The sequence below is a fragment of the Photorhabdus sp. S10-54 genome (genome assembly GCF_963878145.1).
GTDB classification, from domain to species: Bacteria; Pseudomonadota; Gammaproteobacteria; order Enterobacterales; family Enterobacteriaceae; genus Photorhabdus; species Photorhabdus kayaii.
Genome location: NZ_CAWNXG010000007.1, coordinates 70,664 through 94,597, shown reverse-complemented (window position 1 = coordinate 94,597; position 23,934 = coordinate 70,664). Strand labels below are relative to the sequence as shown.

General features: G+C 42.6%; 11 protein-coding genes and 1 pseudogene. 5 read left to right on the top strand and 7 right to left on the bottom strand.

Annotation, left to right across the window (positions count from 1 at the left end):
• Positions 1-33 precede the first annotated feature (33 nt).
• Together pgk and fbaA are read left to right on the top strand one after the other, a co-directional pair.
• Complete coding sequence (pgk, locus tag AACQ83_RS05705; protein WP_112876821.1) at positions 34-1,197, top strand: phosphoglycerate kinase; 1,164 nt, start codon at positions 34-36, stop codon at positions 1,195-1,197.
• Positions 1,198-1,259: 62 nt separating this feature from the next.
• Positions 1,260-2,336 (top strand): class II fructose-bisphosphate aldolase, encoded by a 1,077-nt coding sequence (gene fbaA, locus AACQ83_RS05700; protein ID WP_112876820.1) that lies wholly within the window; start codon positions 1,260-1,262, stop codon positions 2,334-2,336.
• A 284-nt stretch (positions 2,337-2,620) separates the two neighbouring features.
• Here the strand turns inward: fbaA and AACQ83_RS05695 are convergent, their stop codons facing one another.
• The 5 genes and pseudogenes from AACQ83_RS05695 to AACQ83_RS05680 all read right to left on the bottom strand — a co-directional run bounded on the left by AACQ83_RS05695 (position 2,621) and on the right by AACQ83_RS05680 (position 8,421).
• The gene (locus AACQ83_RS05695; RefSeq protein ID WP_158537756.1) at positions 2,621-3,595 is read right to left on the bottom strand and encodes a hypothetical protein; all 975 of its coding nucleotides are present in this window, start codon (positions 3,593-3,595) and stop codon (positions 2,621-2,623) included.
• A 16-nt stretch (positions 3,596-3,611) separates the two neighbouring features.
• Positions 3,612-4,013 (bottom strand): hypothetical protein, encoded by a 402-nt coding sequence (locus tag AACQ83_RS05690; protein WP_112876818.1) that lies wholly within the window; start codon positions 4,011-4,013, stop codon positions 3,612-3,614.
• Positions 3,988-4,593, bottom strand: coding sequence for a hypothetical protein (locus AACQ83_RS05685; protein ID WP_112876817.1), 606 nt, complete (start codon positions 4,591-4,593; stop codon positions 3,988-3,990). Before AACQ83_RS05685 ends, AACQ83_RS05690 begins: the two co-directional genes overlap by 26 nt.
• Positions 4,594-5,224: 631 nt before the next feature.
• Positions 5,225-5,374 (bottom strand): annotated as a pseudogene (locus AACQ83_RS24545) (transposase); the annotation flags it as partial.
• A 299-nt stretch (positions 5,375-5,673) separates the two neighbouring features.
• Positions 5,674-8,421, bottom strand: a complete 2,748-nt coding sequence (locus AACQ83_RS05680; protein WP_112876816.1) for an RHS repeat protein — start codon at positions 8,419-8,421, stop codon at positions 5,674-5,676.
• Between the two features lie 664 nt (positions 8,422-9,085).
• On the opposite strand from AACQ83_RS05680, the gene AACQ83_RS05675 reads away from it, so the two are divergent.
• The 3 genes from AACQ83_RS05675 to AACQ83_RS05665 all read left to right on the top strand — a co-directional run bounded on the left by AACQ83_RS05675 (position 9,086) and on the right by AACQ83_RS05665 (position 11,130).
• A complete protein-coding gene (locus AACQ83_RS05675; protein ID WP_112876815.1) occupies positions 9,086-9,529 on the top strand; it encodes a hypothetical protein in 444 nt (147 codons plus the stop codon).
• Positions 9,530-9,566: 37 nt separating this feature from the next.
• Positions 9,567-10,394: a DUF692 domain-containing protein gene (locus tag AACQ83_RS05670; RefSeq protein WP_112876814.1), complete on the top strand. Its 828-nt coding sequence runs from the start codon at positions 9,567-9,569 to the stop codon at positions 10,392-10,394.
• A gap of 139 nt (positions 10,395-10,533) precedes the next feature.
• Positions 10,534-11,130 (top strand): ATP-binding cassette domain-containing protein, encoded by a 597-nt coding sequence (locus tag AACQ83_RS05665; RefSeq protein WP_112876813.1) that lies wholly within the window; start codon positions 10,534-10,536, stop codon positions 11,128-11,130.
• Positions 11,131-11,356: 226 nt separating this feature from the next.
• Here the strand turns inward: AACQ83_RS05665 and AACQ83_RS05660 are convergent, their stop codons facing one another.
• Together AACQ83_RS05660 and AACQ83_RS05655 are read right to left on the bottom strand one after the other, a co-directional pair.
• Positions 11,357-15,841, bottom strand: a complete 4,485-nt coding sequence (locus tag AACQ83_RS05660; RefSeq protein ID WP_112876812.1) for a SpvB/TcaC N-terminal domain-containing protein — start codon at positions 15,839-15,841, stop codon at positions 11,357-11,359.
• 52 nt (positions 15,842-15,893) lie between these two features.
• Positions 15,894-23,471 carry a Tc toxin subunit A-related protein gene (locus AACQ83_RS05655; RefSeq protein WP_112876811.1) on the bottom strand — a complete coding sequence of 2,526 codons (7,578 nt, stop codon included), beginning with the start codon at positions 23,469-23,471 and terminating at the stop codon, positions 15,894-15,896.
• Between the last annotated feature and the right edge of the window lie 463 nt (positions 23,472-23,934).

Here is a 23,934-nt window from a genome sequence, read left to right as displayed (position 1 = left end):
AAATAATTTAGAGAATCAATGAGAGGATTCACCATGTCTGTAATTAAGATGACCGATTTAGATCTGGCGGGTAAGCGTGTTTTGATCCGCGCTGACCTGAACGTTCCGGTAAAAGATGGCAAAGTCACCTCTGATGCGCGTATCCGTGCTTCCTTACCGACCATTGAGGCAGCATTAAAACAGGGTGCCAAAGTCATGATCACTTCTCACCTTGGCCGCCCTACTGAAGGCGAATACAATGAAGAATTCTCGCTGAAACCAGTAGTAGACTATCTAGAAGAGAAATTATCTTCCCCCGTTCGACTGGAAAAAGAGTATCTGGAAGGCGTGGATGTCGCGGAAGGTGAACTGGTTGTGCTGGAGAACGTTCGCTTTAATAAAGGTGAGAAGAAAGACGACGAAACTCTGGCTAAAAAATATGCTTCCCTGTGTGATATTTATGTCATGGATGCATTTGGTACTGCTCATCGTGCACAGGCTTCTACCCACGGAGTGGCTAAGTTTGCTCCTGTGGCCTGTGCCGGTCCTTTGTTGTCCGCAGAGTTAGAGGCATTAGGTAAAGCGTTAGATAATCCAGCTCGTCCAATGGTGGCTATCGTCGGTGGTTCTAAAGTTTCAACCAAGCTGACCGTTTTGGATACGCTGTCTAAAATTGCTGACCAACTGATTGTTGGTGGTGGTATCGCCAATACCTTTGTTGCCGCGGAAGGCCACAATGTCGGTCGTTCTCTCTATGAAGACGACTTGCTCCCGGAAGCGAAGAAATTGCTGATAAGCTGTGATATTCCGGTGCCAACCGATGTTCGTGTGGCGACAGAATTCTCTGAAACAGCCGAAGCAACCTTGAAATCTACCCGCGATATTAAAGATGATGAGCAGATCCTCGATCTGGGGGATGAATCTGCTCAACGGCTGGCGGATATTCTGAAAAACGCCAAAACGATTCTATGGAATGGCCCGGTTGGTGTATTTGAATTCCCTAATTTCCGTCAAGGAACGGAAATTGTCGCGCGCGCCATTGCTGATAGTGATGCTTTCTCTATCGCTGGCGGCGGCGATACGCTGGCAGCGATCGACCTGTTCGGTATTGCTGACAAAATCTCTTATATTTCTACGGGTGGTGGAGCTTTCCTTGAGTTCGTGGAAGGGAAAAAACTGCCTGCGGTTGTGATGTTGGAAGAACGTGCAAAACAGTAATTAAGTCATGACGGGTAGCGGCCGGTTGGTTGGCTACCCGCTCTAAACAGGACCCACGTAACATGTCTAAAATTTTTGATTTCGTAAAACCGGGTGTCATCACTGGTGATGATGTTCAAAAAGTGTTCGCTATAGCTAAAGAAAACAACTTTGCTTTGCCTGCGGTCAACTGTGTAGGTACTGATTCAATCAATGCCGTATTGGAAACCGCTGCCAAAGTTCGTTCTCCTGTGATCATTCAGTTCTCCAACGGCGGCGCAGCTTTTATTGCCGGTAAAGGTTTGAAAGTTGAAGGTCAACAAGCGGCTATTCTGGGTTCAATTTCTGGTGCTCACCATGTTCATCAGATGGCTGAATATTATGGTGTTCCTGTGATCCTGCATACTGACCACTGCGCGCGTAAATTGCTGCCGTGGATTGATGGCCTGTTAGATGCAGGTGAAAAGCATTACGCAGCGACGGGTAAACCCTTATTCTCTTCTCACATGATCGATCTGTCAGAAGAATCTCTGGAAGAGAATATTGAGATTTGCGGCCATTATCTGGCTCGTATGGCAAAAATCGATATGACGCTGGAAATCGAGCTGGGTTGTACTGGCGGGGAAGAAGATGGCGTTGATAACAGCCATATGGATAGCTCTGCGCTGTACACTCAACCGGAAGATGTTGCTTATGCTTATGAGAAACTGAATGCTATCAGCCCACGTTTCACTATTGCGGCTTCTTTCGGTAACGTTCATGGTGTTTATAAGCCGGGTAACGTTAAACTGACGCCAAAAATTTTGCGTAACTCTCAAGACTATGTTTCTGAGAAATTCAATCTGCCACATAACAGCTTGGATTTTGTTTTCCACGGCGGTTCTGGTTCTACCGCGGAAGAGATTAAAGAAGCGGTCAGTTATGGCGTTGTTAAAATGAATATCGATACTGACACCCAATGGGCGACTTGGGAAGGTATTCTCAACTACTACAAAAAGAACGAAGGCTATCTGCAAGGCCAGTTAGGCAATCCAGAAGGCGCAGATAAACCTAATAAGAAATTCTACGATCCACGGGTATGGTTGCGTGCCGGTCAGGTTTCTATGACTGCCCGTCTGGAACAGGCTTTCAAAGAATTGAATGCGGTTGATGTGTTGTAATTAACGAAAGAGTTCCCTCTGAATTTTCATTCAGAGGGAACAGAACGACATGACACTCCTGTGAGAGACAGCACGTGTGATATGCGCTGATCGAGTATGCCGGTGAAAAGAATCAGTCAATGGTGAGATAGACATTCCTTCATGTAGTCTCCATTCATGCCAGCGAACCCATTCAGGCGGGGAATCAAATGGATGCCTGAACATGTTGACCTTTTTTCAAGAATTGGGGCATGGAGCGCCGATTTGACATAATGATTTAAACTCTATTGTTCTATGGCCGGTTCTTACACGAAAATGCGTAGATTCAGGGCGGATTCATAGCTACTGCATATCTGTGCATCCCATATCTTCATGGTTTCCAGCAACGTCATGATGTGAACCAATGTGACGCGAGTTTCTTCCGCGGAGATGGCTGAAATATGCTCCAGCAGCTCATCGGTGATGAGATGATGACCACCTTCCTCATTGATAGCTGAATGGTCGATGATTGGTTTCCAGAATTTTTCAGGAAGATCGAGTGACTGGCAAGTGGTTACGAAGACATCGTTAAATTCTGGATAAGGTTCTTCGAACAAGAATAGTGCGGAGATGAAGCTCAGAAGGTGCTGACGCGCGAATGTGCCGAGGGTACAGAAAACGGAAAACGTGCTGGAAAGGGGAGTTGTTTCCTTAACCTGTTCCTCCGGGATCCCAGCTGCTGAGAGTGCTTTCAGCAGCAGAGTTTCATGATCGTGTTCTTCGAGAAAAAGCTGTTTTATTCCCTGAAAAACGGGATCTGGGCATTTATGAGACATCGCTGAGGCAATGATAAACGGCGCGGCTTTGACGATATGATAATATTCGATAGCAAAACTAATGAGCTGGGAACGGGTAGCTCGTCCTTCACTCATAGCAGTATAGAGTGCCGAAGTACCCAGCTGCGCATGCCATACACGTGAATATCGTTTAAGCTGATTAGCAAATTGTTTGCCTGACAGGGTACCGCTGATGTTTGGATAATGACTTTCTGTCAGAAGATAATGGCTGTCGAGCTGTTCAATAATATCTTCTATTTCGTCAGATAATACTGGATGAGCCGCTTTTAGTTCGGCCTGAGTTTTCCCTCCAGCCTTCAAATCAGAGAGAAAATTGCCGAGTGAATTATCTTTCTTATCGAGAGAAAGCACCATTCCCTGCTGACGGTAGTCTTCTCCGTGGCGGGCGTATTGCACGCCATCTCGAAAACGTGGAGTAATGAAACGTTGGGGTGAAGTCTGCATGACGGGCTCCGTTAAATTAAATATCTGACAGGCGACGAAGTAGAGGTTTGCTATCGTCTGAGTAATAATTCCAGACAGCACTGTGAAAATCATCGTAAAGCTCAACGAAGAGTTGGGTATTCGCAATCATACTCTTCATCTGGTCGTAACGGACAACAGGGATTTCATGAAAGAATTCACGGGTAAGAATTCCATGTTCGGCTTCAATATTAATATTTGCGTGTGCCTTAATTGGCTTAATAAAGTCAGGCGGAATTTTTCCGCTGCTTTCCATCGCCAAAATATAGCTGTTTACTTTAATATCTTTTCCTTCGAGGATATCCATGATGCTGAAGAAGAACAGCGGATCGTTTGCTGACCAGTAGGCCAGGGCATCACAGAGAGACAGAGTCTCAGGAAGCGGCAGGGTTTCTGCCATGTCTTCCCTTGCAATACCTAAATGGATTTAGTGCACTCAGAATAAGTTCATCATGTCCGTACTCCTCGCCGTAAAACTCATTCATAATGAGCCTGGCCTTCGTTGAAGGCAGGTAACTCAGAACCGGAGAGTCAAACCAGCTTTCACGGAATAGGAAGTGATAGTTTTCAATTGCCATACCGTAATAGACTTTTTCTGGCACATCCTGTGGGGATTGCATCGTTTGCCAGAATTTATTCTTATAGAGCATAGAATAAAGCAGGTTCGCCTGGAGATCTTCGAGAATCAGTATTGCTTCATCACCGGATACAAATTCTTCACCAGAGTTATTGATATAACCAATCTTATTGTTCACCAGAGCATTCAGAAACTCAGTGGCTTCTTCACCGTGAATTTTTGGGTGCTTCTCCAGGATGTTTTTCAGCGGAGTATTCCCGTCGCAGGCGTTGAGTACCGCATTCCAGTCATTAATATTTCCGGAAAGATTTTCAACGTCGAAGGTTATATATTTATCGCTGAATACGAAACCACTGTCATTTTTTTCCAAATGGCCGAATATAGCGTAGTTATTTTTTTCCATAGTATTCTCTACCAAAAATAAAAACAGTCAGCTTGCTGGCTGACTGTTTAGGAGGGATTACAGGTGAGCTGCCATCAGAATAGGACGATCACTTTTCGGTTTGATAACGACCTTGGCTTTCTGCTTGGCAGCGGGGCTAGGAGTACTATTTGTTTTCTTGTCCATGATTTGCTCCATTATGTTAAAAGATTAATGTTAATGTATTCCACATATGTGAGAATACATAAGAGAAATAATAAATTTATTAATTTGAGGCAATAACTAAAAACCCAAGTATTGATTTAATGAAATCATTTTTGTGTTAAATTTTGTATTGTAAGTTAAATATGGGTTTTTATTCTTTAAAATTTAAATTTTAAAATGTTTGGATTTATTTATACATGAAATATGATGTAAAAAACAAAACAATATATAAGAGATTTTTGTTTTATAATTTCATTTATTATATACCCTATGGATTTCAAGATGCATTGCGATGGCAAGGGAGCGAATCCCCGGGAGCATAGATAACTATGTGACCGGGGTGAGTGAGTGCAGCCAACAAAGAGGCAACTTGAAAGATAACGGGTATAAATAATAATATATTAAGTATGTGTTGAATATTAATCACTTGTGTGATCGGGTTACAACATCCTAATTTTATAATATTCCTTAGGCGCGATTTACCTCCACTACTGTATTGAGATGGTGTTAACCTGAGTTAAGCTGCAAGTTGACGACCGTTTTTAAAATCATGACCATCACCAATACTGGAGCCCCAAGTGTAAGTGGTTGTGGAACCGAACCTTTTATAGAGCCATCAGTTGTTGATTGGGAGGGGCAGTTTTAACTGTTCTGAACGAAATAAGGACGTTATTTAGATTTTGGTTTTAGAGGCGGCTGTATGAATTTAATAATAGCTGATACATTGGAATATAAAGGTAGGATAAAAAAATCTGCATCTGGGAACAAGCCATAAAATAAACTTTTATTTATGGCTTGTTTTCAAAGATGTTTATTGATTACCCCCTGAATTTGCATTCAGGGGGAACGATACTCAGTAAATAATATTATCTTCTATTTGAAATCCTATTACCAAATTTATGAAGCTCTCCGCATTCCTAAATTCTCAGCGATAGCCGCAGAGCGAACATTAATAGCATCTGTTGATATCCTATTGATCTTCTGCCCTTTCAATGATTTTTTAATTGCTTTCATTGTCAGGAATTTGCCAACGCCTTTGAAATTATATTCTCTATTGGTTGCAATAGCGGGTTCTGCTTCTTGCAGCAGTGCTCTTTCTTCATTACTAAGTTGCGTATAGGGATGGGCCAATGCATAGTTGACATGTAATTCTGATTGTTTATTTTTTAAATCATGATAAACCTTAACCTCCATTGCGGCATAAATTTTTCTCTCACCGGAATAATCATTTTTTTCGCTTTTATCCATTAAAGCAAAGAAATCTGTTTCTGCATAAAAATCTGGATGATTACTTCTATACTTATGCCCTTCTGCATATTCTGATATCGTATCTTTTATCGTTCTTGCCATATAACCGGATATTTCAGATCCCAAAGAAAGATTGGTCTTTGATTTTTCTGAAAGGGATGGATTTTCTTCAAGTCGACTATATATTATTTGACTTTGTTCTATACCCTTTAACAATTCTTCGTGACCGAGTAAATAACCCGACGGATCGGAATCACCGACCCGAACCACTTTCAATAATTTATTTTTTGTATAATTGCTTTCTTTTTTATTCCATTTAACAACATGTGAATTTTTGGCTGCCAATTTAAATTTTAATTCATCAAGGAAATTCACCTCTTTAGTATATTTTCCTCTTTCTGGCGCTAATCCATTTTCATCCTGAAAACTCACAGGATTATTTCTCACCATTCGGTATAGATTCAGACCATCAATTGTCCCTGCCGGATCTGCACTTAACCACCTGCCTGACCACGGTTGATAATAGCGGTAACCGTAATAATATAACCCGGTAGCATCCCGCTCTTTGCCTGAATAGCGAATAGTTTTATAGTTAGCTTCTATTTGGCTGCTTGCTGCCCACAGCGCTGTTCCGCCGAATGGATAATACTCTTCCTCACTAATAATCTGCCCTTGATTGTCTAGTTCAAGCTGGCTGGAACCGATCAGATTATCGTAGCTGTAACGTAGCTGATTGTTGTTGATACCTTCTGGTTTACTGTTCTCCCAGTGCAACACCCGTACTTGTGCGCGACCTGCTTCACCTAATGTGATGACGTGTAACTCTTCTGTTGTTGTGGTGCTGTTCTGAGTTGTGCGTAATTCTAGCCCCGGCAAATAGATTACCCGTTGTTGTTGCGTAGTATTCTGGGTTTGCTGTTCACTCACTTTCAGTTGCCTCATTCCGTTGCTGCCGTAGCGGTACCATTCATTTCCTGGACCGTTATTGACCTGCTTTAGCTCTCCTCGTGATGTCCAGACCAACGTCTGACCGGGTAATAAACTGGTTTGGTGACCACCGGCATCAAATAACGTATCCACTTGATTGGGATCTGTTGTCAGCGTACTGAGAACGCCTCGGTTGCTGCGATTCGAAATGGTGATAGCGGTGGTGTAGTTATTTTGGGTAGCCGGTGAGCTGTGCCGAATTTGTGTCAGATTACCGCTGTGATCATAGCTGTAGCCGCGAGTATAGTTAGTGTAGGTATTGTTGTCGGAAGGTAGTGTAGGGGAGGGCAGTTGGTTATTTTGCTGACCTATATTGGCCATTTCACGCCCGGTGGCACTGATAAGCTGATACAAGGAATCGTAGGTATAGTTATTCTCCGGGACCACTTTCTGATTGCGCCAAAAGCGGGTAGCTTCCGCATCATTGCGTATATTGATCACATTGCCTACCGGATCATATTGATAACGTAAGTCTTGCAACACCTTGGTGTCTGATGGACGGTGGGTGGTGATACCAATAAGCCGTTGGGTTTCTGGTTCATAGCTGTATTCGGTGATAACCCCGTTACCGTGCTCTTCGCGTAATTTTTGTCCGGCGGCAGAATAAGTCAGAGATTTGATAATCACTTGTTCGGCTTGACCTTTGAGTGTCAACCAACAGCCTTTTAACTGCCCGGCTACATCATAGGCCAATCGCTGGATGTTGCCTTTGGCATCGGTCTGGATAAGTAAAGCTCCGGTGGCATTAGTACTATTTTCAGTGGTATAGATATCACTGCTCAGTTTTTGCTGCCAGAGGCTTTGGTCTTCACCTATCCAGTCGGCATTTTGGGTATCGACGAGCAGTTGTTGAGATTGTGATAGCACAACGCCGGTTAGAGAAAGGCTGTTGAGTTGAGTGAGTCCTGCGGTATCGTAATATCGGACACACTGACCGGCAAGGTTGTAATCTTTTTCTTGCTGCGTATTGCCGGCCCAGATAAGACGCTCGGTGGTTTTCTCTTCTTCCTGCGTCTGTTCGGTGATAGCAAGCAAGCGACCGGGTAAGGTGTTATCTTCGTAACGATGGTTTTGGCGGACACCGATTGCATTGATGGTCAATACCGGGCGACCTTCAATATCATTGAGGGTGATAGTTCGGCCACCATCAACCCCTTCTTCACGTAGAGCCTGACCCGCAAGATTAAAGACGCGAATGAAATTCGGGCCGCTTTGGTTTTTATTCTTACGAGGATCGGTACTTTTTACCTGAAATCCTTGCATATTGAACTCATAGAGAGTGATTAATTCATTACTGTTTTCATCAGCTTGAGTGCGTAGATATTCTAAAGAACGTACATTTAACTTCCTATTATCTAATACACTGATCGATGGTGTTTTTTGGTCAATTGCAGAATGATAAATGCTCATATTTGAACTCCTTATACGGTGTTAATCTTTAAAATAATTTAAGTTACGGCAACAGCCAAAAGACCTTATCACTAAACAGGCGGGTAAAGCGATTTGTTGAGATGTTATAAATGCAAACGCGTTGGTAATTTTTGAGATTGTATTAATAGAATTTAAGGCATCAGATAGTGGGTATGATCGGCCAACTATTGGTAAAACAAGTGGTTAGCTAATTTGATATGTCGATGGTGATTAAATAGCGAATCACTTGTATCTCATCGTTAATGCAGAGAAAACGCTATTTGGTTGAGGCAGTATTTGTTTAGTTAAAACGCATTGCTTAAATGAAACATTCAAGATATCGTAATTTGATAAATTTTCTATTGGAGGTGATAGCCGGATTGATCGCTTATACCTTCCGATCAAAAAGCAAGTCTAGTCTACGTACCTTTGAATTGACTGTTTTTAAAAAGATCTGAGGCTATTTAGTTCCGCAAGCGATTTCACTTATCAATACTGATAAGATAACATGAAATTTTTTCATGTTGTAATTTTGAAATTTTCACTTTGGCTTATAATCTATTTATTTTTAAATAGTTATGGTCATTATTTGATCATAATAACTCTTAGATAAAAATTTGACATAATATAATATCAATCTAATATTATATTATAAATATTAATTATGAAACCTTATTTAAAACTAATTGCATTATATGAGAAAGAAAAGAACAGCCTTATAATTGATCTTCAAAATACGAATGATAATTGGATAGATTATACACCAAAGATTGATATAGCTCCTCTGGAAAAAGTATTTGTTATTTCTCATCCAACAGTGAGAGTGAAAAAATTTACTAAAAATATTAGTGTATTACTAGATCTTCTTCATAAGGGAGAGCTTCCTGGTGTTTTGAAAGAAAATTTAATGGAAAGAGAAAGTAATATTATGTTTTATAAGAAAAACAAATCCAGAGAAATTATCTCATGTATAATAGGTGATGTTATCTGTCATATTATTTTATCGTGTAAGAATGTAATATTAGCTAGTGATATATTTAATGAGGTAAATGAATGTTATGATATCGACAGAGATACCTTCATATCCTCTCTTAAAATGCTAAATTAAAATGGTTTAATCTTTCTTAGTGCTAAGGATATTCTCAATGAGTAAATATGAAAAGCTTGGTATTGGTGTTAACTATAAGTCATCTTTTTCGAAAGAAATTTATAAAAATATTCAACATATTGATGTTCTTGAAGTACATTCTGAGAAAATTTTTTGGGATAAGGAAGATACTTATTTAGAAAAATGTTGTAACGAAGTGCCAATTATATTTCATGGTCTTGATATGTCATTGGGAAGTGAGGAGAGCTTGGATAGTGAATATATAAATAAATTAAAGCAAGTTGTTAATGATAAAAAACCTAAATGGTATAGTGATCATTTATCAGCAACACGGCATGGAGATATTGAGGTTGGGCATTTAATGCCAATACACTTCTCAGTTGAAAATGCATGTAAAATAATAGAAAAAATAAAGAAAATAAAATCACAAGTTAGTGATAGGTTTATCATTGAAAATATTACTTATTATTATGAAATGCCTTTGTCTGATTTGTCAGAAATTGAATTTATAAATAGAATAATTAAAGGTAGTGATTGTGGCATGTTGTTGGATATTAATAACTTATATATTAATTCAATAAATCATAATTATGACCCGAAAGAATTTTTGCTAAAACTACCATTAGATCATGTTGTAGAAATTCATTTGGCTGGTGGGGCATATAAATTTGATATGATTATAGACACTCATGCTAATGATATATGGAGTGAAGTGTGGGAATTATATGAGTTTGCACTTTCAAAAACGGATGTCAGTGGTGTTATAATTGAAAGAGATTCTAATGTTGAAGATTATACTACTATTATTGATGAAATATCTATAGCTCGTGATATATATAAAAGAGTGTATGGGAAAGTAATATGAACTTAATATTCAATAAATTGTCGCTGTTTTTCTGCCTCGAATTATTATTGTTTCTTTTATTTCTCTGTTGAGAACGCAATACACGAAAATTATTATTGTTGGTGTTATTTTATTTTTACGTTATTTTTAGGGGTTATTTATGCTTGAAGTTACTGGGTTAGAAGTTGTTATTAATGGTAAGACTGTTTTTTCAGCAGTTAATTGTAATTTTTGTGTTGGATTAAACCGTATTGCGGGAATTAATGGGGCGGGTAAAACGACTTTTCTTTCAAGTATTGCTGGCGTAAATAAGGTTAAAAAAGGAAGAGTTAATTTTATAAAAAAGGGAGAGAAGCACCGATTTAATTTGCAACGGCATGGCTTTTATATATCGGATAATGTTAATTTTTATAATTTTATTACTGGAATGGATGTAATTAATTTAAGTCAGCGTTATAGGAAAAGTAATCTAAAGCATCAATTAGATTACTATTTAAATGGTTTTGGTATATCTAATTATTCTGGTATTGAGTATGGGCAAATGTCACTTGGGGTAAAAAAGAAGTTTTTATTGACGTCAGCTTTTATTATCGATGCAGATGTTTATATTTTTGATGAGCCAACAAATGGCCTTGATTCAGATTCTATACCCGTCATCTTTCAAGCTGCCTCTTTGTTGGCTGCACTTACTCACCCCGGTCACATAGTTATCTATGCTCCCGGGGATTCATTCCCTTGCCGTCGCGATGCAACTTGAAATCCATAGGGTATATAACATTTTTAATTGAATTATTGATTTCTCTTGCAGAAGAGAAAGTTGTTATTTTTAGTTCTCATGATGACAGATTTTTACAGGAATTGAATTTTATTACCTATGAAATAAAAGGCAATAAAATATCCGGTTCCTCTATTTAGAACTCACAATGCAGTTTCTTATTTATTATATCCGCTCGTTAATATTAAACGAGCGAATATTGATTCAATTACACGAGCGCGTCAGCGGACAAATCATTTTCATCCTCACTCACGGTAAACCACGGGAAATGTTGGCTTTGTCGCAGCCAGCCTTTTGCAGTGATAACCCGGATTTCTCGTCCAACAGGATCATAGATATGAGTATCCGCATAAGCCTCTTTTCTGGCACTGTCATCGCTGATATACCGCCAGTCGTTGAGGAAATAGGGCTGATAAGTTCGTATCGTCTGCCCTTTATTATCATATTCAGTGCGTCCCGTGACTGCCCAGCGCGTTTTGGTATCTTCCATTTTGGTCACTAGAGAACCGTCTTGGTTGCGCTGCCAGGCTTCGCCTGCCTCATGCCGTACAGACGCTTGCAACAAACGGCCAAAACCATCACTGAATGCGACTTGTTGGCGAATTTGTTGCTCAGAATCGCGGTCATAACGGTCTGTGGTCAGCGTAAGGTTATGGGCAGGTAAACCGATGCTGTTGGTTAACAGTTTAACCAATGGTGTGTCGGCTTGTTGACTTTGTAGCCAACGGCGGCGAGCTAGTGCGCAAATACGCCAATCTTCCGTGATAATCCGTAAATCACACAGCGTTTTCTGCTCTTCCTGCGTTAATGTGTTGAAGGTTTCCTGACTGAATGGTGGCATCCAACTGTCTGGTGCATAGACCAGACACAGCGCGACAGGGAGTGGCCCGGTCAGATTAATGGCGGTATTGACATCGATTGGTGGAGAGAATGGTTTTTCTTCTGGTGAAGAGTAACCTGTTTTCACACCATTTTCGATTCCCCAGAAACGTTGCGTGACAGGGCGTCCTAGTGCATCCAAGATTATGAGATGCACATTATCATTGATATCAGTCAGTTGCACAGGTGTGAGAAAACGCCAGTCATAATTGGCTGAGACAGTCAAACCAGCAGCGTCTTGGGTTTGAGTGATGACACAGTAGTAGGTGTCCCATTTCAGGGTTGTTTTCCCAGTTAACAGGGTGTTACGTTGTGCGACAGGACGCCAAAATTGTGCTTCCGTCCCGTAATCGGTATAGCCTTGACGAGCTACCCAGACTTTGTTTTCGCCAGTGCGTGGGAACAGATAAGGCTCTTGTTGGTACCCGGCCTGTGTCAGAATTCCCGGTAATTCATCTGCTGTAATACCGCCGTCAAATGCGGATAACAGAGATTCCGTTAATACCGCCGTTTCGGTAAAGGCGATTAAAGCTTGTCGTGTCGGCGTTTTCAGTGGCGCTTGGTTTTTTCCATCGATTTTCCCATTGGTATAGAATGTTCGTTGCTGATTGAGGTATTCGCGTGGTTTATCATCGGTAATCAGACTATTTTCAGCACATAAAGCTTCCAGATTTAAACCATCAACAGGCACATGTTGAGCATCGTAAGTGAACGCATCACTGCGTGTACCATCCGGTAATCCCAACACTCTTAGCTCATTGCCGATTAGATGATGCCAACTGGATTGCTGGCAGGTTAATCGCAATAGTTGTTGTTGGTCGTCATAACTGCTGGCAAACAGCGTATCCGGTAGTGTATCGGGATACGGATTGGTTGTTGGTTTATTGCGGCGGGGATATTGCACTGAAACCTGTTTCAGGGGTTGCCCGAACAGGTCACTGGACAGCGTGATATCCTGATTGCACAGGGGATCACTGATAATACGTTCATAGTGATAACTACGGCTCTCGACGACTGAAGCCCAGAGCACCGGGGAAGCGGTAGTGTCATCTTGTAATTGGCGCACTTGTGGACGGGATTCAGTCACTGTATAGGGGATCTGTTGCTGTGCGCTGCCATCCAGCCCGTAAAGTTCACTACGCAGTGGCTGGCCTTTTAGCGCCCGGTTTAACCAGTACCGATTATGGTCATCTTCCGGTGTCAGTGGAACATCTTTGCCCTCTTTCCAGAGAGTAAAGCGCGGCGTAAAACCGGTGAAAGCTTGCTTATCGTCACGCCAATACCCGGCGGATAGCGTATTGTCTACCTCAGGGATTCCGGTGGCATACCAGTTTTTGGTGAGTGCCGGTGGTGTACGTTCCGGCGCATTACCTTGAGCCAGTTGATGGCTGTCTGTCTGCTCAACATAACCAAAGCCACGAAATTCCCGCTCATGTCCATCCCAAGCGCCGTGAGCGTAATGTAAAGTGGTCACTAATTTGTTGCCGCTGATTTCATCCTCGGTTTCTGTTTGCCAAAGGGTATGGACCGGGAAGGGCAGGTAACAGACCGGTGTTTGTCCGGTCGCTAAGGCTGCGGCTTTTTCATCCAGCCAGAATTGGGCAGAGCTACGGTAATGCAGGGTGTGATGAGCGCCCATATTGTTGTTCATTTCACTGAGTAACCACGGTTTCGCGTTAGTCAGATCGCAGCGCCAATGATGTGGCGCCATATGCGGTACGCTCAGGATCAGGCTGACAGCCCCTAATCCTTGTACATCGGCCACTTGTAACTGGCAAGTATCATCAAAATGCAGGCCGTCAGGAAAATGGAGTGTGAATGGTTTTGCAAAACCGTTACCACTTTCATTTCTGAAAATCTCCAGATGGTCAGCATGAACATAAATCAAATCGGCAGGACCGCTGCCATCTAAATCGGCCAGATGAATTCGATCAGGATTAAAATTGGCGGCAGATTGGCTGAATCCCGGCAATGTGATTGGCTGACCAAAGCGGCCATGTCCCAAATTTGGCCAGCAGGTGACTTGAGTTGCACTCACTTCAACCAGATGTGCTTGGCCCGAACCGAGTACGTCGCTAAATGCCACTAACTTACGAGCATCGGCGCCCGGTAACGGCAAGGTGATATCACCGGATTGCACCACTTCCCGTCCTTCGGTAAAACCATCACGGTTATTAGCATACAAGCGCACGCTTTTGGGACCAATCAGCACTAAATCGGATAGCCCAGCCCCCATTAAATCGGCAAGTTGAGCGCGAGGATGAGAATATTCTATCGGCAGAGCATGTAATGGTGTAAAACGTGTCCAGCTACCATCCGGGTGTTGGCTGTGATAGCCCCTTAGCCCCGGCCCGGTGATAACCCAGTCCAGTTGTCCGTCACCATTAATATCCATCAGTGAAGCGTTATCCTGCAAAGCTGGCATGATGGGAAGGAGTTGCATTTTCCCCCAGGTGACCGCATTCATCTCTTCCCCAGCTTGACGTTGGGCAGATCGATACCACCAGCCATTTCTATCCTGATACAGAATACCGGGCACACCTTCTCCTTTCAGGTCAAGTAGTTGCCAGCGCTGAATGGTGTTGAAATTTGCCAGTACATCCATTGGTTGCCAGAGTGCTTTTTGTTCTGGCTCAAAAGGCTGATAAGCCAGCTCCAGTGGTGGCAGTGAGGTGACGGTGTTGTTGTCCTCATGGCCTATTCGACGGACAGAAACGAGCGTGCTGATCACCGCGTTTTCATCATAATCCAGTATCAGACGTGAAACCAAAGCGGGTTCATCGTCTCCTTTTGTTTGACCAGACAGGGTTTGTAGACGGTGAAACATCAGTATTTGGCGGCATAGGCGACGGGTGCGCAATTCAAAACCATACTCATAACGGGAAAAACGGTCTTGGCGGCAAAGCCAGTTGCTTGTGGCTTTAAACAGCGGCATGTCAGATAAGCTGTTTTTGCGCTCACCGTAGTCAAATACTAAACAGAACAACCAGCCAGATTTGAGTGGGTCATCTCCGTTTAGTGTGGGAAAAACGTCGCTGGCGGTCAGGTTACCGTAATGTACTGCTTGCAGGTAGCGCTGGACGGTTGCGTTCGGATGGGCTGTGAGCTCGTCAGTTTCACAACCTGTTTCATCTTCGGCGCGATACTGATAATAAATCTGCTCACCGTGGGATGATACCGAGGCTTCCAACAGCCATTGTGCCGTTTGGTTAATATATTGTGCCGTTTGGCTAACATATTGTGCTGTTTGCGTAGCATCTAGTGGATTGTTGATGCGTGCTTGAGGATTTTTGCCCAGTAAATGGACCTGTCCGTCGGGGCTGTATATCAGCCAGAAATCGGTTGTGCCGGTTGTTTGGGGTTGCCAGTATTCCAACCGGCTAAAGTGGCTTTCTAAACGAGAACGATAACCGGTAACGGTGAAGGTCGCCCCTAAATTGATGCCCTGCAATGAGGATTCATTGCGGATATCAGCTTGACCTCCCTCATTTAATGCTACGACCAACACTTCACCTTCCGGCCCCAGAAAAGTATCGGTTTCATCGTAATTCGGCACGCCGGTACTGGTGCGACGACGAATTGTCATGACGTTGCAGTCCCAACCGAGACCAAACGGGCTGTTACCGGTTCCACTGTTGTAATTCAGAGTGAGTGAGGGGGCGTAACCACGCCCGGCAGAAATGGGTAATGGCAGGGATAAGGCAGCCATACCATCCGGCCCGGTGGGTGTTAACGCTTCACCCATACCGGTAATGGCCCCGCCGCCCTTGGGTAATGACAACTCGGCAACACGGAATGTCTGTGAATTCTGCATGAAAACTCCTTACAGGCCCCGATTCGGAGCCTGTTTTAGTACGTTGGGATGGTTATTTAATGGTGTAGCGAATATGCAAAATGATATCGTTCAGGGTTTTTAGCATAGTGGCTTGTTTACCTTTGCCCGGCGTTGATGCATTTGGGAAGCTCAGGGTCAGCGTGCCTTGATCAATGGCGATACCTTCGAATGGCAGGAATTTGCCATCGTTGAAATCGAGCTGAAACTGGCCGCTGTCATTCATACCGTGAGAAACTGCCAACGCTTCACAACCGTTAGCTAATCCGGCTTTATCGCTGCAAGACAATATTGCCTGCACATCCTGATAGGGTCCTAGCAGCGCGGGCAGGGTGACACTGATCTGTTTGATACGTCGGATTTTGCCAATGGATTCCGGGTAATCCTCACGAATTTTCAAATCAGCTAATGAAATGGATGCCTGCAAAGAGGTTTTAGTGTCCGCGCCGGTGCCAAATGCCAAATTATTATTACCACTGCCGGCACTGCCTGAGCCTTCATTCACCAGCTTCTCGATTTCCTGAGTTAGGGAGAATGGGCCTTTATCTTGCGGTAACCCAGCATAAACTTCGGCCAGCGACACTGTGCGTTCGACCTCCAGTGCACGTTTATCGCGTTTCAAATGGGCATCTTCCATTTGTGCCAGACTTAGCATTAAAGTTTCACCAGCAAGCAGGCCGGCATAGGTTCCTTGCCAGGCACCCGGTTTAATGAAGCGGGCAGAGTCATCATTGAGTTCCCAACGGTAAGCCTGTTCTGCCATTAAACAACGTGCGACAGCCAAATCGTAGAACTGGAAGTAAATCGCCGCCAGCCGGCCACGTAGCCAGTTGTACAACGCTTGATTGCTGAACTTACGTTGCAGGAAGGTCAGTTGAGATTGGGTCTGTTCTTGCTGGGTTTTCAGGCTGTTTTTTTGCAATACGGCGGCTTCACGGCGTACTGCCAACGATTTAAGTTGGGCATCGAGTTGTTTCAGCTCCGCTTCGGCATTATTACGCTGGATCTCCCACTCCTGACGGCGACGACGGTAGGTTTCAGATTGGCTAATTTTATCCGCTTCGGTGTTCATAACATTAGCGGAGAATTCCATCACATAACCTGTTGCCTCAGCGATAGCTCCCCAGCGGCTACCACCACCGGCGAAGCCGAAGATGTTAGGCACTAAATCAGCCGCAGCGCCAGCCAGACGGGATGCCTGAACTGCTGTGGTAAGCCCGGCTGCGGACGCTCGTAGCGTCATGGCTTGGTTTTCACCAGCGTTGATGTTTTCATCATACAGTTTGCTGTAGCTATCAAAGCGCGATTGTGCCCCTGCTTTGGATTTTTCCAGCACAGCTTTCTCGGCATCCAATTCTTCAATGGTTTTGTCCTGAATGCTCAGGTTAGTCAATATCAGCTCTGCGGCCTGATTTTGTAATAACGCATTGAGTGCTTCCGCGTCCTGACGTTCGATAATATTTTGTAATGTGGAGCCGAACTGGGTGAGCTGGCTAACCATGCTGCGTGCATTTTCCAGCATGTGCGGGAAACGCCACAGGGACATAAATGGCTCTGGTAGATTGCCTCCGCCTTGAGATGTGGCAACCGCCGCGCTGAGTAACGCTTTCGGGTCTGCCGGCGTGGCATAGATTGGCAGATAGAGCGGCTGACCGTCGATAGAGAGGTTATGACGCAGGTTGTATACTCTCTGAGCTAATGTCTGCCAGTAATTCATCATCACTTCATTGATTTGTGGCAAGAAGAGATCGGTCAGGGTATTGGCGCTGAGCAATGCTAAAAGTGCCGGTGTACTCTGCCGCAGAGCGACTATTGAGCTGGCGTGAGCATTTTGGGTAGTAATATCAGCGGCTCTGTCCAGCCGTGGATCACTCCATGTGGTACTCAGCGGCAGATAAGGTTTATCGCCTAACAGATGCAGCGCTTGCATATACCACATCTTCGCTTCGTTAAGTGTATCTCGCTCCAGTTGGCGGTAAGCGTGATCGCCGCGTGCTATCAACAGATCAAGGGTGCGCATAAAGGTTGAGACTTTGTAGTGCATTGGATCGTGTTGTGCTACCGCGTCAGGATCGACGGAATCTAAAGGATCATTGTTCCAACTGGTGTCTTCCAGTAACGGGCGGACGTTCCACTGGTAGTTTTGAATCTGGCCGTGGACAATGTACCCGGATGGGCTCCAGACATATTTCAGCCAGTGGTTAGCTTCGTCAAAGTTTTGTTCATGCAACAAACGTTGAGCAACCAGCATCGGGGTATAGTAGAACAGTTCCCAGAAATAAAGGCTGTTAGCGCCGGTGAAATCCATCGGTTCAGTTTTTTGATTTTCTATAAAAATAGGATCACGGTTTTTTTCATTACCTTTGGGATAATAACCTTGAAAATTCGTACCATTCTTAAACCAAAACTCGCCAATTTTTATTGGATCAGCAGAATATTTTACAAATAAATAAATCCAGCTATCGTTCCCTTTATTATCCACTGGTTTTGTATTGTTACTACGCTCTTTTACGGATATATAAGTTTCAGAGAGATTAATTAATTGATTTTTATCTGTTAGTTCACCCTGATAAATGACATTTTTTTGATCAGATTGTTTTTCACTGTTTCCTAACATAATTGTGATATTTTTGCTGTTACCATGAAGACTTGAGTCGTATATTGGTAATGTTGCAGTAAAATTATCACTCCATAAAACAGGCTCCTGAATATTCTGAGTTTCCATACTCAGAATTGTATCGATTCCGGTAGTAGCGCGTGCAACCAACTGGCGGGCAAATAGGGTATTCAGGCGAGTACGATAGGCTTGCCATTGCATATATTGCGCACCATTTTCATTATGGTGAAGGGTCAGGGCATTATCGGTACTCACCTTGCGGGTGACAGGAATACTGAAACTTTCATAACCTAACTTGCGCCCATCCTCCGCCAATGCAGTAAAGGTGACATCAATACTGGCTGAATTATTATTAAAATTCAGACCAGTACCATCTATTTCGAGGGTATTAAATTGATAATACATTTCATCAAAACTAGGTGATGGCTGAACGGAGACATCTTTATCCGCGGTAAAAGTTTGTTCTTTGCTACCCGCTTTTACTGTTATCTGAACTTTTGCAGCAGGAATTGCAGTTTTGATCTCTTCCGCGTTATAGACATCAGTAGCAATAATACGGAGCCCATTATTCGTGTCCTCCATATAGAGATATTGCTTAAATAAAGGTTCTTGATTAGAAGTGTCTATAATATAGCCGTTATCACTATTGGTAACTTCTGAATATAGGCTTTTTCCCCAATTAGGAAGAAAGACACTTACTTTACCAATTTGGTTATCCCGATAAAACAGCAATCTACCCTGACTATTATTAGTGGTGTTTCCACTATATTGATATACCGGGTATATTAACTTTTTATTTGATGTCCATTGTGTATTGACACTCAGATTGGTATAGACAATAAATTTATCACCCAATTTGCCATATTTTTTTATCAGGTTGCATTGATGACGAGTTCGCTCATCAGCTCCTTCATAGGTAATTCTTAACTTAGGTGAGATATGGATTTTTAAATCACTTGATGATGCTTGGTAACGGATAATTGGAATATCTCCACCATGCACCATACTGAGGTTATATTCTCCTCTGCCATAACTGTTATTGCTATTTACCGATGAAGGGATTTCATAATCCTCTGCATAGCGGTTATTCACTCTTCTGACATTATTAGTATCGAATTGTTGATAACTATTATCCCGATAAACATTGCTCTGTTCTGGGGTCATATCTTTGGATGCCATATCGGCAAAGATATATAGCCCTTGCATTGCAGCGGTTTTATAACTATCCAGTGTATCCTGTTGATTATAAAACATCACCAGCAACGTATCTTCACCCTGATAACCGGCACAATAGAACCCAGGCGCTTTATTTTTTGCCAGCCCTAGTTTGGATATTTTTTCATTGACATCAAAGGTAATTGGCGTATTCCAGGTGCCGTCATAACGGATATGCGCTAATTTCAGCTCATAACGATAATCTGTCTCGGTTTGATAGCCATCTTTACTATTTCCGGTCTGTTTGGTGATCTCCTTTTGTTCCAACCAGAGCAGATACAAGCGGGATTTGTACATTACTGGCCGAATCGTGCTTTGGTAAGGATTAATTGGACAATCAATTTTGTGCCACTCGCTCCAGGCGTTAGCCGCGAATTTACCGTCGCTGAATTTACTGTGATCGACACTGCGCCAATAATATTCACCGGTATCAGTTTCACTGAGGCCGATAAAATAGGTTAGCCCTTGATCGTTATTAATATTATCGTGATATGCACTAACAACTTTAAGATTAGCCACCTGTTCAAACGAAGTCAGATAAGACATGAAGGCGTCTTCGACCGTATCGGCGTTTAATTGGCTTTGGCTGACGGATTGCAGTAATGCGTCCATCATTTTGGTTTGTCCGATGCGCATGGTCGGATCAATATAGTTTTCTGGATAGTAAACTAATTGAGAAACACCCGCCCAGGTGCTGTAGCGTTTGTTGTATTTGTCCCAGTCGATAAAGAATTGGCGGCTGATAACCCCTGAATTAGCATTTTCTTCCACATTTTCCAATGCCCGGTTGACGTACAATTGAATGCTGGCAATGGCTTCGGCGATCCGGGTGGTTTTGATTGCAGCGGAAACTTGATTATCAATCAGTAAGTATTGATACAAGTCATCACGGCTTTTAATAGCCGCCGCTGCCTTAGCAACTTGACGGATATAGTAGGTACTTAATGCGGCACTGCGAGATTCATCCAGAAAAGCGTGTAATGTATTGGCCTGTTGTGAATTCAATCCGGCGGTTAACACGCCTGCCGCATTTTCCCACTGGGCATAGGTCGGTGTCTCTTTCATTGATTGAATATAATCCAGCCCGACCAAAGCGGAAACACCCTGTGGGGCGACATTCAATTGCTGTGCGACATTAACCCATTGCAGGATAGTATCGATAGATGTCCAACAGGAGAACGCATTTTTTTGCGTCACAGGCGGAAGATGTTGATGATTTTGTGCTTGAGTACTGGCTTGCAGCAGCAAATTAGCATCAAGATTCATGGCATCAGCCAGTTGCTCTGCTGTTAACGTGTTAGCTTCAAATGCCGCTAATACCGAGGAGGCTTTTTCACCTAGAGCGTTCACCCAATCTGCAAAACGCGTCAGCATGATCAATGAAAGGGCATCATGTGCAGGTATTGCCTCAGTTGACGTGCCAAACATCTCTGGTTTTGTCACAAACAGGCGGAAGGCGTTTTCGTTGATGCCGGTGGAGTGGTAAACCATTTCCAATTGTGCCAGAGCCTGACAATACTGAACGATATGTTCCTGCGTTTCTACTGCTTCCGATGAACCCGGCGTATATTGAGTATTCAACCAGTCCCAGAATTTTTCTGCTGTCATTGCGCCGTCGCCGGGCTGTAACTTATCTGCCCAAAGCAGTACTGAATGGGCGACATTTTCCGATGATAATTGCAAGGTGGCCGCAATATAGGGCGCCATGGCATGTAGTAAATCTGCTTTGTCTTTGTCAAAACCTTGTAAACCATGGTAGACGGCATCTAGCAGATTCTTAATTTCAGGCGTGAGCGTTTTGTTATAGCTGGTGGCGGTCATGATAAATAACTGGAACACGCTCCACTTCTGTGTCTGTAACCAGCCGGTAATGGTATTGAGTTTTCTGATCAAGGTAGTCAATTGTTTATCACTGATAGCGGATAAATTAGTTTCCCCTTCACCCACAGCAACCAGCAATAAATCCAATTCATCAATGGTTAATTGATGGATTTCTGCCAGTAATTTCCCGATATATAAATTGGAAAGATTCTTTAGGCTATTTTTAATCTTTCCGTCTTTATTATTATGGTCGGTAATTTTAAGCAAGCGGTAGAGTGAGACATCATCGATATTAAATGCACGCTTGAGCATGGTTTTGCGCCAATCACCGGTGCTACCTAGATTTAAATCAATCTCTTCATCTCCGGTAGAAAAATATTGGCCGCTCAGTAATGGCGTATTAAACAGGCGATCAAATTGGCTAGGTTGATTATCATATGAGCGTTGTGAAATAAGCGCATTGCATAGTATTAGGGCAGTGTCAGCATTAACAGCATAACGCTGCATATAATATTTAGTCAGAAAAACTTTACCTAATACTTCTGTGTTGATATCCAGTTGTGGATTAACACTGCGCACAATGCCTTCCAGAATAGTGGGTGACAATTCTGTTGCACGGGATAAGCGAATTGCTTTATTGAGTTTTAGCAGGAAAGAGTATTGGTTATATTCCTCAACGGTAAATTTTGCGGCAGCATAGGCGTAATTAGTATTAGGAAGTACTCTTGTTAGGCCAATTTCAAAAGGTTGACTGATATCAGTGGTACTTAATGTGATATGTTCTGAATATTCTATGTTGACCTGAGGAGCTCCTTCAGTTCGAATAAGTTCTCTTTTATTATTTAACTTGATGGATAAATAGGAGGCATTCCAGAAATCTTTGAATTTATAATTTAACTGGTAATTCTCACCACCGTAGGGAAAGAGTTCTACGTCTACTTGATAAGCATTTGTTGTATATTCGCGGGTAATCCGATATACCTTGACCGTGCCATCACTACTGTTGACTACTGGAGTAATGAGCTGGTTATTACTATATTCCTGTTGACCAAAATTACTGGCTTTACCAATAAATTGGCTAAGTTCTTCATCACTTAAATTGTAATAACGTTTAAGGTATTCCGGCATAGCCAGTGAGGCCGGTTCGATATTACCAAAATTTTTCTTATAAAGTTCCTCAGCATTACCTTCGGTAACCTCCTCCGTCAGAATATTAAACAGCTCAGGTGAGATTGAAGCGTTAATACCCAATAGCGAGGCTTGATGCATTAGCCCGGCAATTGTCGGTGATGCATTTAATTGCTCAAGCCCAGGATCTTGTAGTTGAATAACTTTACGCACATTTTCATAAGCATCGTGATAAGGCGTTTCGCCGGAAGGACGGAAAGTGGAGAGCATTTCCATCACTTTTGTATAATTATCCAGCTTAGACTCAGTTTTAATACTTTCCAATAATAGCTCGTTGGACAAAGAGAGTGTGGAAAGTTCTGTATCCATATTTTGTTGACTGAGCGCCATTGATTTGAGATCTGGGCGGCGGGTCTCCAGATAATAAACGGAGCCACTTGCGTGTAAATTGCGTGCCTCACGATAAAGCTCAGTCAAATAAGCAGCGGGGGAGAACATGGAGGAAACGGTACCCGGCGCAACATATTGACTGGCTCTGCCGCCAAATTGACTGTTATAGCCTATCAGTTCAGCATTAGGGGCGATGATGGCAAGATGTACGGCATTTTGTAATTGAGGATTGGCGCGTTTGAGAATACGCGCTTCATATAGCCGATTATCCTTTTGGGCCTGTTGTGCATCATGATATAAGTCGTGTGCTTCGGACCAAGAGAGGTGAGCAGAGACTTGCTGATGAAATTCGTTAAAAGAACTGTGGCTAATATCTGTCAGACAGTGAAAACCACACTGGCTTTTTAATACATCAGGCATCTCTTTTACAGACTCGTTCATATTTATTCCTTTTAAATCATAAAGTAAATGAAACAGCCTTGTTGCTTTTACATCATGGATCAATAAGAGAGTGATTCCGTTCCATCGGAAGAAGGGATAATCAAAGATAGGTTTTGAGAAATCGCTGAGATAATAGTTTGCGAATGAAAAATAGACCTAATCTTGATCTCTCGGAGAATCACTATCTCACTGTTTTCTTTAAATAGCTGTTGCAAAAAAAGCAGATGCAAAATTTGCAACTGACTTTCTAATAAGCGTTGAATGGAAATGGCACTCTGTTGTTTACATAATGAACTGTGCGAGAAGGGTGAAGTTCAGTGATGGTGAATATAGATTGTGTAATTTACTTGATGTTAAATATGTGATTATTTTATGTTGAACATTATGAGTGTTTTTACAACCGATTGAAATATTTAATTAAATTTTTGATGTTGCCTGTTTTTTCTTAATAATAACATGTGGT

Bases quoted from the DNA above. Each gene is read 5' to 3' on its own strand.
- AACQ83_RS05695 (WP_158537756.1), bottom strand. From the start codon at position 3,595: ATGCAGACTTCACCCCAACGTTTCATTACTCCACGTTTTCGAGATGGC.
- AACQ83_RS05670 (WP_112876814.1), top strand. From the start codon at position 9,567: ATGAGTAAATATGAAAAGCTTGGTATTGGTGTTAACTATAAGTCATCT.
- AACQ83_RS05685 (WP_112876817.1), bottom strand. From the start codon at position 4,593: ATGGAAAAAAATAACTACGCTATATTCGGCCATTTGGAAAAAAATGAC.
- AACQ83_RS05675 (WP_112876815.1), top strand. From the start codon at position 9,086: ATGAAACCTTATTTAAAACTAATTGCATTATATGAGAAAGAAAAGAAC.
- AACQ83_RS05690 (WP_112876818.1), bottom strand. From the start codon at position 4,013: ATGGCAGAAACCCTGCCGCTTCCTGAGACTCTGTCTCTCTGTGATGCC.
- AACQ83_RS05680 (WP_112876816.1), bottom strand. From the start codon at position 8,421: ATGAGCATTTATCATTCTGCAATTGACCAAAAAACACCATCGATCAGT.
- pgk (WP_112876821.1), top strand. From the start codon at position 34: ATGTCTGTAATTAAGATGACCGATTTAGATCTGGCGGGTAAGCGTGTT.
- AACQ83_RS05660 (WP_112876812.1), bottom strand. From the start codon at position 15,841: ATGCAGAATTCACAGACATTCCGTGTTGCCGAGTTGTCATTACCCAAG.
- AACQ83_RS05655 (WP_112876811.1), bottom strand. From the start codon at position 23,471: ATGAACGAGTCTGTAAAAGAGATGCCTGATGTATTAAAAAGCCAGTGT.
- AACQ83_RS05665 (WP_112876813.1), top strand. From the start codon at position 10,534: ATGCTTGAAGTTACTGGGTTAGAAGTTGTTATTAATGGTAAGACTGTT.
- fbaA (WP_112876820.1), top strand. From the start codon at position 1,260: ATGTCTAAAATTTTTGATTTCGTAAAACCGGGTGTCATCACTGGTGAT.